13 protein-coding genes are annotated in these 13,734 nt (G+C 63.2%); 5 read left to right on the top strand and 8 right to left on the bottom strand.

Translation table 11 applies throughout. From position 1 onward, the window contains the following. Window positions 1-42 precede the first annotated feature (42 nt). A complete protein-coding gene (locus BJD99_RS16545; RefSeq protein WP_084348245.1) occupies window positions 43-570 on the top strand; it encodes a peptidylprolyl isomerase in 528 nt (175 codons plus the stop codon). A gap of 73 nt (window positions 571-643) precedes the next feature. Beyond that, a complete protein-coding gene (locus BJD99_RS16540) occupies window positions 644-1,543 on the top strand; it encodes a rhomboid family intramembrane serine protease (protein WP_084348244.1) in 900 nt (299 codons plus the stop codon). A gap of 38 nt (window positions 1,544-1,581) precedes the next feature. Here the strand turns inward: BJD99_RS16540 and BJD99_RS16535 are convergent, their stop codons facing one another. Continuing rightward, complete coding sequence (locus tag BJD99_RS16535; RefSeq protein WP_179142376.1) at window positions 1,582-2,061, bottom strand: PH domain-containing protein; 480 nt, start codon at window positions 2,059-2,061, stop codon at window positions 1,582-1,584. A gap of 45 nt (window positions 2,062-2,106) precedes the next feature. Continuing rightward, entirely contained in the window at window positions 2,107-2,370 is a 264-nt protein-coding gene (gene crgA / locus BJD99_RS16530; RefSeq protein ID WP_084348242.1) for a cell division protein CrgA, read from the bottom strand. Between the two features lie 250 nt (window positions 2,371-2,620). Here crgA and BJD99_RS16525 point away from each other — a divergent pair, with 250 nt between their 5' ends. From BJD99_RS16525 to BJD99_RS16515, 3 genes are all read left to right on the top strand, one after another. Continuing rightward, entirely contained in the window at window positions 2,621-3,379 is a 759-nt protein-coding gene (locus BJD99_RS16525; RefSeq protein WP_084348241.1) for a DUF881 domain-containing protein, read from the top strand. Between the two features lie 228 nt (window positions 3,380-3,607). Beyond that, a complete protein-coding gene (locus BJD99_RS16520) occupies window positions 3,608-4,663 on the top strand; it encodes a zinc-dependent alcohol dehydrogenase family protein (RefSeq protein ID WP_084348240.1) in 1,056 nt (351 codons plus the stop codon). 63 nt (window positions 4,664-4,726) lie between these two features. Further along, complete coding sequence (locus BJD99_RS16515) at window positions 4,727-5,368, top strand: aminodeoxychorismate/anthranilate synthase component II (RefSeq protein ID WP_084348239.1); 642 nt, start codon at window positions 4,727-4,729, stop codon at window positions 5,366-5,368. Between the two features lie 13 nt (window positions 5,369-5,381). Here BJD99_RS16515 and pknB read toward each other — a convergent pair whose 3' ends face one another. From pknB to BJD99_RS16485, 6 genes are read right to left on the bottom strand one after another with little or no spacing between them, the layout of a single operon-like run. Beyond that, entirely contained in the window at window positions 5,382-7,307 is a 1,926-nt protein-coding gene (gene pknB, locus BJD99_RS16510; RefSeq protein ID WP_084348238.1) for a Stk1 family PASTA domain-containing Ser/Thr kinase, read from the bottom strand. Continuing rightward, window positions 7,304-8,758: a protein kinase gene (locus BJD99_RS16505; protein WP_084348237.1), complete on the bottom strand. Its 1,455-nt coding sequence runs from the start codon at window positions 8,756-8,758 to the stop codon at window positions 7,304-7,306. The genes pknB and BJD99_RS16505 overlap by 4 nt, the downstream gene beginning before the upstream one ends. A 9-nt stretch (window positions 8,759-8,767) precedes the next feature. Then, entirely contained in the window at window positions 8,768-10,255 is a 1,488-nt protein-coding gene (locus BJD99_RS16500; RefSeq protein ID WP_084348236.1) for a penicillin-binding protein 2, read from the bottom strand. Next, a complete protein-coding gene (locus BJD99_RS16495; RefSeq protein WP_084348235.1) occupies window positions 10,252-11,709 on the bottom strand; it encodes an FtsW/RodA/SpoVE family cell cycle protein in 1,458 nt (485 codons plus the stop codon). The genes BJD99_RS16500 and BJD99_RS16495 overlap by 4 nt, the downstream gene beginning before the upstream one ends. Continuing rightward, window positions 11,709-13,145, bottom strand: a complete 1,437-nt coding sequence (locus BJD99_RS16490) for a PP2C family serine/threonine-protein phosphatase (protein WP_084348234.1) — start codon at window positions 13,143-13,145, stop codon at window positions 11,709-11,711. Before BJD99_RS16490 ends, BJD99_RS16495 begins: the two co-directional genes overlap by 1 nt. Further along, window positions 13,142-13,606, bottom strand: coding sequence for an FHA domain-containing protein (locus tag BJD99_RS16485; protein WP_084348233.1), 465 nt, complete (start codon window positions 13,604-13,606; stop codon window positions 13,142-13,144). The genes BJD99_RS16490 and BJD99_RS16485 overlap by 4 nt, the downstream gene beginning before the upstream one ends. Window positions 13,607-13,734 lie beyond the last annotated feature (128 nt).

Genomic DNA, 13,734 nt, shown 5'->3' with positions numbered 1-13,734 from the left:
GTTGCCGACCGCTCGGTAGCGCGTCAATGGCACGATGGAGGGGTGACTTCACCAAACAAGACCTCCACTGCCACGTTGCACACCAACCACGGCGACATCATCATCGATCTTTTCGGCAACCATGCGCCGAAGACGGTCGAGAATTTCGTCGGGCTCGCGGACGGATCGAAGGACTACACCTCGACGAACGCGTCCGGCGGAAAGACCGGACCGTTCTACGACGGCGCCGTCTTCCACCGTGTCATCGACGGCTTCATGATCCAGGGCGGAGACCCGACCGGAACGGGTTCGGGTGGACCGGGCTACAAGTTCGGCGACGAGTTCCACCCCGAGCTCTCGTTCGACCGCCCCTACCTGCTGGCCATGGCCAACGCGGGTCCCGGAACGAACGGATCGCAGTTCTTCATCACCACCGGCAAGACCCCGCACCTGAACCGCAAGCACTCCATCTTCGGTGAAGTGACGGACGAGGCGTCGAAGAAGGTAGTCGATTCCATCTCCGGAACTGCTGTCGGCCGCGGCGATCGTCCCGTCGAGGATGTCGTCATCACCAGCGTCACCATTGCGTGATCGCTCTCTCCTGAGAATCGTTCACATCACCAATTTCAGTGCTCGAAAAAATTCACCGTAGAGGAACTACACCATGACCGACCCCGGCTGGGGTGGCGCGCCCGGCGATCAGCCAACCCCACCCCAGTCGAGGTGCGTCCGGCATCCCGACCGAGCTACCGGATTGGCGTGCTCGCGATGCGGACGCCCCGCGTGCCCCGAATGTCTACGACCCGCAGCAGTCGGACAGCACTGCGTCGACTGCGTGCGTGACGCCAATGCTTCGGTACGGCCGATCCGGACCGTCGCCGGTGCACGGGCGGGCTCGACGTACGGACTCGTCACGTACATCCTCATGGCCCTCAACGTCCTCGTCTTCGCGGTGACGGCGATGCAATCGCGCGATGTGATGGGCAATACCGACGCATCGCCACTGTTCAACGCCTGGGCGCTGTTTCCACCATCGGTAGCCACCGGTGACCTCGAGCGACTCATCGGCAGCGGATTCCTTCACATCGGGCCGATCCACCTGCTCGTCAACATGTTCGCGTTGTACATCATCGGCCGCGACGTCGAGATGATTCTCGGTCGAAGCCGTTACCTGGCGGTCTACTTCGTCTCGCTACTTGGCGGCAGTGCCTCGGTGATGGTCCTCGAGGCCCCGATCACCGTCACCGCAGGAGCTTCCGGCGCGATCTTCGGACTGTTGGGTGCGCAAGCGGTCATTCTGCTGAAGCTTCGCCGTAGCCCGACTCCGATTCTCGTGGTGATCGGCCTCAATATCTTCATCAGTATCTCGATCCCCGGAATTTCGCTCTGGGGACACATGGGTGGCCTCGTCGCCGGTGCCGCCGCGACCGCCGGCATCGTGTTTCTGCCCAGCCGACTGCGGACACCGCACATCGGGTGGATCGCCGTCGGTGCCGTCGCAGCCGTATGCGTGGCAGTCATCGCAGTTCGCGTACTGTCGCTCCGCTCGATGATGGGTCTGTAAGAACCCTCCAGCACCGTAGGAACTTACCGCCCGGCTCGTCAGCCCGCGGGTACGAACCCTTGGAGCTCGAGCTGCTCGAACACTGTCTCCGGGCTGGTTCCTAGATCCCAGCGACCGAAGATGATCAGCCGATCCTCGGTGTCACCCGCGCGTTGGACGTCGATTTCGATCATCGGCACTCGCCGCCCGAGTCGGGGGTATCGAGCGAGCTTGATTCGCACGATCTCGCTCGGGGCGTATGCCTGCACTCCCGACAGGCGCTTCATCGACAGTGTTCCGTCGACGATCGCCAGTCTCGGCCGCTGCAGGGCAGCGAGTCCCGCGATCGTCCACAGGCCGATAGCCGCGATCGAGATGAGAAGTCGGCCCGTGGCGTCTGTACCGGTCAACAATGCCGCTCCGAACAGTGCGAATCCGCCCAAGATCATGGCGATGACAGCCGAAAGAGGCGTCGCCCAGCTCAATCTATCCACAGGCTGTGGAGACTCGGAAAAGTTATCCACAGGCTTTATCCACATTGGGGATGAATAACACGCGTGTAACTAGGTGCCTACGGGACCTTGTCATCGCCACTTCATGGTCATGACGAGACCGACAACCATGAAGCCGAAACCGATCAGAAAGTTCCACGCACCGAGGTTGTTCATCCACGAGATATTGTCGGCAGCCAAGTAGTACACGATGAGCCATAGCAGCCCTACCAGCATGAACCCGAGCATCACCGCCACGAAAAGTGGGCTCGACGGGCCGGCCTTCAGCGCTCCGGCGGATCTGGTGCCGGGTGCGATGGTGTAGTCCTTCTTCTTCCGAACCTTCGATTTCGGCATGTTCAACCCTTCGTAGTGTGCTGACGCTCGTACAGGCGACTTACCGGTACACGACCCGTCGACCTGTGGATAACGGTTGTGGACAACCGCAACAGGTAGCGTCCTCGCTAGTAGAGTTTCGCACTGTTATCGCCCCAACACTGCTTTGCCTGGCGTTGTTATCCACAGGCCCGGTTTTTTTCGGACCGGTCACCATATGCCCATACACGCTAGCTCAGCGCAATCTCACGAGAGAGCATCGGATGAAACCATGATCGAGGAATCGACCACCAGAGAGCGCGTCGCGGCGCGTGGCTGGCAGATCCTGGTTCTCGTCGTGTGCCTTGTCGTCGGGGTCCTCCTGGCGACCACCAGGGTCGTATCGCAAGGTGACGAAATCCGTCGAAGCGACACCACCAGGTTGTCGGATCTGGTCGGAGCTGCCCAGAGCAGCAGTGACGACGCCGAGTCGATCAGAAACGACCTGGCCCGCCAGGTCGACGACCTGCAGCGCACCGCGGGTTCCTCCGACGTCGAAGTGGGACGTGCGCTTGCCGCGGCTGATCCGCTCGCCGCCCAGGCGGGGGTCGAGCCGGCATCGGGATCAGGTGTGGTCGTTTCGTTGACCGATGCGGCCCGGGGTCCGGACGGGCGGTACGCATCGGACGCGTCGCCGGACGACCTCGTCGTGCATCAACAGGACGTGCAAAGTGTTCTCAATGCACTGTGGACCGGCGGCGCGTCGGCAATGGCCATGCAGGATCAACGGATCACGAGCCAGGTCGCGCCGCGGTGTATCGGTAACACGCTTCTGCTGGGTGGGCGTACGTACAGTCCGCCCTATGTGGTGACGGCCTTGGGAGACCCCGAGCGACTCTCTGCGGCCCTCGCCAACAATCCGGGGGTTCGAGTGTTTCGGCAGTATGCGCTTCGTTACGGGCTGGGTTTCGAAGAAACACGTTCCGACTCCCTGACCGTGCCCGGCTACACCGGACCGATACGGATTGGATTCGCACAGCCTGCTCGGTGAGCGCCTCGGCACAGCAAGGGAACCGAGCCCCATCGTCCCGGCTTCACGAATGCCTCCAGCTCGCGCCCTCCGAGCCGAAGGACAGCACCTGACAATAGGGCATTCACGCCCGGCCGGAATGTGACAGGGTGGTTCGGACCACGGCTACCACGGACACAAGGTGCTGGTCCCGGCCTATTTGCGTGGGTTGTCGATCGACAACGCGCCATTGACACCAGGAGTCCTACAGTGAAGGCACTCGTTTACCACGGTCCCGGCAAGAAGGTGTGGGAAGAGGTCCCGAATCCGCAGATCATCAACGCCACCGATGTCATAGTCCAGATCGATACGACCACCATTTGCGGTACCGACCTTCACATTCTCGCGGGGGACGTCCCAGCGGTGACAGAAGGCCGAATCCTCGGGCACGAAGGGGTCGGCACCATCACTGAGATCGGCTCTGCTGTAAGCAGACTCGCCGTCGGCGATCGGGTCGTCATCTCCTGCGTCTCGTCTTGTGGCTCCTGCTCGTACTGCCGTCAAAGGTTGCCTTCGCACTGTTTGGCCGCAGAGGGTGCAGAGGGTGTGGGCTGGATTTTCGGGCACCTGATCAACGGCACTCAAGCTGAGTACGTGCGTGTTCCTTTCGCCGAGAACTCGCTGCACCCATTGCCTGAGAGTGTGAGCGATGAGGCGGGCATCATGCTGTCCGACATCCTCCCCACCGGTTTTGAAATCGGGGTGCGCAACGGTCGCGTGAAACCTGGTGACGTCGTTGCAGTCATCGGCGCAGGCCCCGTGGGCCTGGCAGCGATAATGACCGCCGGCCTGTACGGCGCTTCCCGGGTTATCGCCATCGACTTGGACGACAACCGCCTCGAGCAGGCCAAACGCTTCGGCGCGACGGACTCCGTCAACAACGGCGCGGCAGACTGGAAGGAGCAAGTCATGGCGATGACCGACGGGCTGGGTGTGGACACCTCGATGGAGGCTGTCGGCATTCCGGCGACGTTCACGGCTGCTCTCGACATCGTGCGTCCCGGCGGCACGATCGCGAACATCGGCGTGCACGGCGCCTCGGTCGAACTGGCCCTCCAGGACCTGTGGATCAAAGACATCACGATCACTACAGGCCTGGTCTCGGCGACGACCACACCGATGTTGCTCAAGCTTGTCGCGCAGGGCAAACTCGAGCCCGAGCACTTCGTCACGCACCGGTTCGAGCTCGATGACATCATGGCTGCATACGACACATTCGAGCATGCCGCGGAGACCAAGGCGATGAAGATCGCTATCAGCCGCTGAGCGCACGTCATAAGCACGACATCGGGCGTCCGAAGCTCGCGGGCGCTCACCTATCCTTGTCCCATGCGTATTCTGGTCGTCGACAACTACGACAGCTTCGTTTTCAACCTCGTCCAGTACCTGGGCCAACTGGGAGTGGACGCGACCGTCTGGCGTAACGACGACGACAGGTTGACCGACCGGGCCGCCGTCGTTGCGGACTTCGACGGCATTCTGCTCAGCCCAGGGCCGGGGACACCGCACCGAGCGGGAGCCACGATGGATCTCGTGACCGCAGCCGCTGCGTCCGGTACTCCACTGCTCGGGGTGTGTTTGGGACACCAGGCCATCGGTGCGGCCTTCGGTGCGACCGTCGACCGCGCGCCCGAACTGCTGCACGGAAAGACCAGCAGTATCCATCACACGGGCGTCGGCGTCCTCGAGGGACTACCCGAGCCGTTCACTGCCACTCGATACCACTCGCTCACCGTCGTCGAGGACACCATTCCCGATGAACTCGAGGTGACCGGACGCACCGACTCCGGCCTCGTGATGAGCATGCGCCACCGGACGTTGCCGATACACGGCGTCCAGTTCCACCCCGAATCGATTCTCACTCAGGGTGGGCACCGGATGCTGTCCAACTGGCTCGCCGTCTGCGGACACGAGCAGGACGAGCGCCTCGTGGTCGAGCTCGAGGCGCAGGTCGCACTCGCGTTCAGCTGACGCGACGCTCTGCTTACCGGGGCGGAATTCCCAACGTCCCCACGTTCACGTTGAGCGACTGGGACTTGGTGATTTCCGATCCGGCGGGTTCGGCCTGATTGACGATCCGCCCCACCAGGGTCGGGTCGAGCTGGCTCTGCGGGGTCGAGGTGATGTTGGCTGACGTACCCGTCCATCCGGCTGCCTCGAGTGCCGAGAGCGCTTGCGCAGGCGTCATCCCGACAAGATCGGGCATGGGGATCTTGTCGCCGTTCGAGACGCGCAGTGTCACGGTGTCACCTTCGGCGGCGTTCGATCCACCTGCCGGGCTCGTCGAGACAACCTCACCTACGGTCTGGCCCGAGTCGATGTTCTCGATCTGAACCTTGAATCCGGCCGCCTCGATGTTGAGACGCGCAACGTCGACCTGCTGGCCAGTGACGTCGGGAACACGGATCTGCGACGGGCCACTACCCAACGTGATCTTGACGGCCGAGCCGACGGTGATGCCGACACCGGTCGACGGATTCTGTTCGACCACCTTGTCGAGATTCTCCGGTGTCGAAGCCGCTCGTGCCACGGAAGTGTCGAGTTCGAGACCGATCGCGGACAATGCCTGAGTTGCCTGTTGAGCAGTCTTGCCGGCCAACGCCGGAACCTGCACCTGCTCCGGACCGGTCGAGATATCGAGGTCGACCGTGCTCGGCGAATCGACCTGCGTTCCGGCGGGCGGCTGCGACGCGATGACTCTGCCCGCGGCGATCGTGGGATCGGGCTTCTCGCGGGTCTGGACTCGAAGTCCGAGGTCTGCAAGAGCGGAAGTAGCCTCCGCGGTCGTGAGATTTGCGACGGTGGGGATGGCGACTCGTTCCGGTGAGGAATCGCTGCCGAGAGACAACAGGAACGCGGTGATGATGCCGACCACGACTACCGCTGCCAGCGCGATCACTGCTATCCGCAGTCCTCGCCGCTTCGAGGTGCTGTCTTCACCGCGCCCGGCCGGGGCCTGCTCGGCCGGGCGGTCGGCGTCGCCTGATCGGTACTGCGGTTCCCGCGAATCCATCGAGCCGAGGATCGTGGTGCGGTCCTCGTCGTTCATGACGGTGGGCGCCGAGGGGCGCTGCCCACCGAGCACTCGCACCAAATCGGTGCGCATGTCTGCGGCCGACTGGTAGCGGTTGGCCGGGTTCTTGGCCATGGCCTTGAGAATGATCGAGTCGAGTTCCCGCGGGATCGCAGAATTGACCGAGGACGGTAGTTGCGGATCTTCCCGCACATGCTGATACGCGACGGCCACGGGTGAGTCACCCTTGAACGGGGGTTCACCGGTCAGGACCTCGAACAGAACGCAACCGAGCGAATACACGTCCGAGCGGGCGTCCACCTGCTCGCCTCTGGCCTGTTCGGGGGACAGGTATTGAGCTGTGCCGATCACTGCGGCGGTCTGCGTCATCGGACTCGAGCTGTCGGCAATCGCGCGGGCGATACCGAAGTCCATCACCTTGACTGCACCGGCGTTGTTGATCATGACGTTCGCTGGTTTGACGTCGCGATGCACGATTCCGTTGCGATGACTGAAGTCGAGAGCCGCGCAGACGTCGGCGATGACCTCCATCGCGTGGCGCGGTGTCATCGGACCGTCGGCGCGGACGATGTCACGCAAGGTATTGCCGTCGACGTACTCCATGACGATGAACGGGAGCGGACCGGCTTCGGTCTCGGCCTCACCGGTGTCGTAGACCGCCACGATCGCTGGATGGTTGAGAGCTGCGGCGTTCTGCGCCTCGCGTCGGAACCGAAGATAGAACGTGGGATCGCGAGCGAGATCCGCTCGCAACACCTTGATGGCTACATCACGGTCGAGTCGACTGTCGCGCGCAAGGTGGACCTCGGACATGCCACCGAAGCCGAGAATCTCACCCAACTCGTAGCGGGAGGAGAGATTGCGGGGAGTCGTCATGGTTGTCCTTGTCGATCAGGTCCGAGTTGAGGTTTGGAGGCGCCGCCGGGCGCGGTGTCACCGGAATCTTCTTCGTCACCGGCACCGGGCAGCGACGGGAGAGTCAACTGCGGCAAGGTGAACCCGCTGCTCGTCGTCGTCGCCGCTGGGGCCGTCGTCGTGGTCGTCGGCGGCGCGGTGGTCGTGGTCGGCGGTTCCGTCGTGGTGGTCGTCGGTGGCGGCGTGGTTGTGGTGGTCGTTTCTCGGGTGGTGGTCGGTTCCGTGGTGGTCGGTTCCGTGGTGGTGGTGGTCGTCGTGGTCGGGGCAGGCTTCGTCGTCGGCGGCGTGAACGGCGCCTGTGACCCCTGTCCTCCCGTCAGCAGCACGTAGCCACCGATGATGACCGCCAGCACCAGAAGACCAGCGCCACCCCAAGCAAGGGCCTTCTGGGCAGAAGTCATCCCCGTCGGTTCCGGCGTGGCGGGAACCGCAGCGCCCGTGGACGGCCCGGTGTATCGGTTCTGGGACGTCGGCATCATTTGAGTGCTGTTGGGATTGGTGCCGGCAGCAGCTACGACACCAGGCATCAGAACGCGGCCGGTACCCGGACCCCGACCGTTGCCGGGAGCTGGTGGTCGTCGACCGGCACGCACTGCGGCAACAGCGTCCGCGAACTCACCGCCGTTCGCGTACCGGGCCGCGGGATCCTTGGCCATCGTGATCTCGATGAGCTCGCGCACCGATGGCGGCAAATCTGCGGGCAACGGTGCAGGCATCTCGCGGACGTGTTTCATCGCGACGGTGAGCGCACCGTCGCCGACGAACGGCCGCGTGCCCGAGAGCACTTCGTAGCCCACGACACCGAGGGAGTAGACGTCGCTCGCCGAGGTAGCTTCGTCGCCGAGAGCCTGCTCGGGAGCGATGTACTGTGCGGTCCCCATGACCATGCCGGTCTTGGTTACCGGGGAGGCGTCGACGGCTTTGGCGATGCCGAAGTCGGTGATCTTCACCTGACCTGCGGGGGTGATCAGAATGTTGCCCGGCTTGACGTCGCGGTGAACGACACCTGCCGTGTGCGCGATCTGTAGCGATCGGCCGGTCTGCTCGAGCATGTCGAGGGCATGCCCGAGTGGCAGCTTCCCGATCCGTCCGAGCACAGCGTTGAGCGGTTCACCGTTGACGAGTTCCATGACGAGATAGGCCAGGGACTCGCCTGCTTCGTCGCGCGTCTCGCCGTAGTCGTAGACCCCGGCGATACCGGGGTGGTTGAGCTGCGCTGTTGTTCGCGCCTCGAAACGGAAGCGCGCCAAGAACTCCGGATCCTCGGAGAACTCGGCTTTGAGAACCTTGACGGCAACCTTGCGGTCGAGGCGATTGTCCATCGCCTCCCACACCTGGCCCATACCGCCCGTGGCGATCAGCCGTAGGAGGCGATAGCGCTGTGCGATGACGGCACCATTTTTCAGTGGCATGTTCTCAGGTCACCTCCCTTGCAATCCGGCAGCGATGACCGCGCGCCCGATCGGTGCGGCCACCGAACCACCGGTGGCTGCAAGTGCACGGTCGCCACCGTCCTCGACGAGTACGGCGATGGCAATCTTCGGTGCCTCGGCCGGTGCGAAAGCGATGTACCACGCGTGCGGTGGTGTGTTTCGAGGATCGGTCCCGTGTTCGGCCGTGCCGGTCTTCGACGCGATCTGCACGCCGGGAATCTTGCCCTGTGATCCGGCATTGTTCTCGGCACCGATCATCAAATCGGTCAGAGTCGAAGCGACCTCCGTGCTGATGGCCTGGCCTTCCGATTGTGGCTTGGTGGTCGACAGGTCCGACAGATCCGGTGCCTGCAGCTGACTGATCAAGTGCGGCGCCATCCGAACTCCGTTGTTCGCCACTGTTGCTGCGATCACGGCATTCTGTAGCGGCGTCAGCGCAACATCTCGCTGACCGATGCTCGTCTGGCCCAGCGCGGCGTCATCGGGGATGGATCCGATCGTGCTGTCGGCGACGGGGAGCTGCAAGGACGTCGTGTCTTCCCCGATGCCGAACGCGCTCGCGGTATCTCGGAGCGCATCGGCACCGGTCTTGATGCCGAGTTCGACGAAGGCGGTGTTACAGGATCGAGCGAACGCCTCACGTAACGACGCCGTCGCCCCGCCACCGCACGTGCTGCCGTTGTAGTTCTCGAGGGTGGTCTGGGTGCCGGGAAGGGTGATGTTCGACGCTGCCGTCAGCTGATCGTCGGGTGTGGCACCGTTCTCGAGGGCCGCTGCCGTGTCGAGGACCTTGAAGGTCGATCCCGGCGGGTAGGTCGCCGATATCGCGCGATTCAGCAACGGCTTGTCGGGATCGGCGTTCAGTGCATCCCACGCCTCGGTGGTCTGTTGTCCGTCGTGGCTCGCCAACGAATTGGGGTCGTAGCTCGGTGTACTCGCCATCGCCAGGATATTGCCCGTCGAGGGTTCGATCGCGACGACGGATCCGGTGTAGCCCTTGGACGTGAGCTGGTCGTATGCCACCTGCTGAACGACGGGGTCGATGGTGGTCACCACGTTGCCCCCGCGCGGGTCGCGTCCGGAAATCAGATCGAAGAGGCGACGACCGAACAGGCGATCGTCCGAACCGTTGAGCACCTGATCTTCGGTGCGCTCGAGGCCACTGCTCGAGTAGAGCATCGAGTAGAACCCGGTGACCGGCGCATTCGCCAACGGGCTCGACGTCGCCGCCGGATTCGACGGGTAGGTGCGTAGGTACTTGTATCGGTCGTCGGTGGCGAGTGATGCGGCAAGAACCTGGCCCCCTGCCGAAATCTGTCCGCGCTGGCGGGAGTACTCGTCGAGTAGTACACGCGAGTTACGCGGGTCGGTCCGCAGATCGTCCGCCTTGATCACCTGCAGGTAGGTCGCATTGGCGAGAAGGGCCACGATCATGACCATGACGGCGATGGAGACCCGTCGAAGTGGAGTGTTCACGGGCGTTTCACCATTTCGGTCGGCGCTTCCGCGATCGGCGTCGCCACCACAGGCTTCTTGTTCGGAACGGCGGGTTCACGCGCGGCGTCGGAGATCTTGATCAACAACGCCAGCAGTAGATAGTTCGCTAGCAGCGAGGACCCGCCGTACGACATGTACGGGGTGGTGAGTCCAGTGAGAGGAATCAGCTTGGTTACCCCACCCACCACGACGAACAACTGAATGGCGATGGTGAACGCGAGCCCGGCGGCGAGAAGTTTGCCGAAGCTGTCACGAACGGCGAGCGCGGTGCGCAGGCCTCGGATGATGAAGACCAGGTATAGGACCAGGACTGCGGTGAGTCCGATGAGTCCGAGCTCCTCACCGACCGTCGCAATGATGAAGTCGGTCTTTGCGAACGGGACCTGCGACGGACGCCCACTGCCCAGCCCGGTCCCCGCGAGGCCGCCTGTGGCGAAACTGAACATCGACTGGACGATCTGGTAACCGGTGTCGTTGTAGTCCTCGAACGGATGCAGCCAGGTATCGGTGCGAATCTTGACGTGTCCGAAGACTTGATAGGCGAACAGGAAGCCGATCAACAGCAGCGCGAATCCGATGATGAGCCAGCCGACGCGTTCGGTGGCGATGTAGATCATCACTAGCACGGTGCCGAAGATCAGCAGCGAAGTACCGAGGTCCTTCTCGAACACGAGAACAGCGACCGAGACGATCCACACCAGCAGAATCGGACCGAGATCGCGCGCACGGGGGAAGTCCATCCCGAGTACATGTTTGCCGGCAGTGGTGAACAGTTCACGCTTGGCGACAAGGAGTGAGGCGAAGAAGATCAGCAACAGGATCTTCGCGAACTCGCCGGGCTGAAGGCTGAAGCCGGGCAGCCGAATCCAGATCTTCGATCCGTTGACCTCGGAGAACGCCGACGGCAGCAGTGCGGGAATGGCGAGCAGCACCAGACCTGCAAGACCGACGGTGTAGCTGTAGCGCGCCAGCGTGCGGTAATCCCGCAACAGGACCAGCACTGCAATGAATCCGGCGATCGCAAGGGTCGTCCAGAGCACCTGCTGATTGGCGTCCGGCGACGGGATTTCCTGACCCAGGTATGCGGCCGACTGTTGGTCGGCGAGATCGAGACGATGGATCAGCACGAGGCCGAGACCGTTCAACAGCGCCACGATCGGCAGCAGCAGCGGGTCCGCGTGCGGGGCGAACCTGCGGACCGCGAGATGCGCCACCGTGACCAATGCCAGATACGCCAGCGAGTACTTGACGAGATCGAGGGTGATGGTTTGTTCTTGGCTGGCCTCTACCAACACCAAGGACATCGTGGTGATCACCACCGCTATCCCGAGCAACAACAACTCGACGTTACGTCGGTTCGACTGAACGGGTGCCGGAGCAAATCCTTCCGGCGGACTCGGAAAGGATGCCCCCGCAGACGAATTGGAGCTCATCAAATACCGGCCCTACAGTTCTGACCTGCTACTTGCGGTGCTGACGGTGCTGGGGTGGGCGTTGATTCGGGCAGGACCGGTGGCGGGGCATCGGGCGCCGGAGGCAATGCCGGGGCACCTGGTGGCGGTGGCACCGGTGGCACCGGCGTCGTGATAGCCGGGGTCGCAGGCTCGGGTTCGCACAGCGGCAACAGATCACCGGAGGCGAGCTGCTTCATCTGTCCGTTCGCGTCGTCGAGCTTGCCCGACGGAAGTCCGGCCCGTACCTGTTCTCGAGCGGCGGGCACCAGATCGTCGACCTCGAAGACGTCACACGTGCTCGAGGCGGAATCCGGGCCGCGCAGGGTGAGCGTGCCGTCTGCGTCGAGGCAGCCGACGGAGTGGACCGTCTGAAGCGAGTAACCCAGGATCGAACCCGGAACTCCGCGCATGACGGCGACGCGGTTGTTCTCCTCGCCGACGTAGTAGTTGTTGCGGATCGCCGCGTTGGCAACGAAGGCGCCGCCGACCAGCAATGCGATGAGCGTCAGCGCGACCAGCGACCAGCGCAGCTTGTGCGACTTCTTCTCGGGTTCCGGTGCGGGAGTAGCGATTCGCTTCGGTGTCGACCTCGGCGGCCGCATTGCCGCAGCACGACCGGCGGCGGTGTTGAGCGGCGGTGAGTACTCTTCTTCCTCGGTACTTGCCGCGCCCCCGACAATCGGGTGACTCTGGCCGTAGTCGAGGTCGATGACGTCCGCGACGACGACGGTGACGTTGTCCGGTCCGCCGCTTCGCAGAGCAAGCTCGATGAGGCGGTCGGCGCTCTCTGCGCAGTCGCCCTCGTTCATGGTGTTCTCGATGGTTTCGTCGCTCACGACGTCGGACAGACCGTCCGAGCAGAGCAGGTAACGATCACCCGCACGAACCTCGCGGACGGTCAGCGTCGGTTCGATCTCGTTACCGGTCAATGCCCGCATGATGAGAGAGCGCTGGGGGTGGGTGTGCGCCTGTTCGGGTGTGATCCGGCCTTCGTCTACGAGCGACTGAACGAAGGTGTCGTCGCGAGTGATCTGCGAGAGCTTGGTGTCGCGAAGCATGTATGCCCGCGAATCGCCGATGTGAACGAGGCCGATCTTCTTGCCTGCGAAGAGAATTGCGGTGAGCGTCGTGCCCATCCCGTCGAGTTCGGGTTCGTCTTCGACCTGATCGGCGATGGAAGCATTGCCCTCGCGGGTCGCAGCTTCCAGCTTGCCGAGCAGGTCGTCACCGGGCTCGTCGTCATCGAGGTGCGCCAGGGCGGCGATCATCAACTGCGAAGCGACCTCGCCCGCGGCATGTCCGCCCATCCCGTCGGCGAGCGCGAGGAGTCGCGCTCCTGCGTAGACGGAGTCTTCGTTGTTCGATCGCACGAGTCCGCGGTCACTGCGGGCCGCATAACGCAGTACAAGAGTCACGGGCGCAACTCGATCACGGTTTTGCCCACACGCACCGGAGTGCCGAGCGGGACGCGGACGGCAGTGGTCACCTTGGCCCGGTCGAGGTAGGTGCCATTGGTCGAACCGAGATCTTCGACGTACCAGTCACCCCCGCGTGGGGAGATCCGTGCATGCCTGGTCGACGCGTAGTCGTCGGTCAGCACGAGTGTCGAGTCGTCGGCGCGGCCGATGAGAACCGGTTGCGTGCCGAGGGAGATGCGAGTTCCGGCGAGACCGCCCTGTGTTACCACTAGATTCTTGGCAACCTTCTGTTTGTTGAACGAGGGAAGAACCTTCGAGCCTCGGGAATAGCGTGCAGGCATACGCATGCCGGACGCGGCATATATGTCGCTACGTAGGGTTCGCAGGACGGCCCAGACGAAGAACCAGAGCAAGAGTAGAAAACCCGCTCGGGTCAGCTGCAGAATCAATCCCTGCACAGCCGTCCACCTCCTTTGCCACATCTGTGTCGACCAGCGTGGAGAACACGCCGGTTACTTCCCCCATGCACGCACCACGTGCAGACGTTTTCACACACAGCATCCTAGATAGAAGCTGTGTGTGTCGA

This window comes from Rhodococcus sp. 1163, assembly GCF_002091985.1.
GTDB lineage: Bacteria > Actinomycetota > Actinomycetes > Mycobacteriales > Mycobacteriaceae > Rhodococcoides.
Note: the sequence above shows the minus strand (reverse complement) of the source record. Positions and strands in the feature narration are given on the sequence as shown.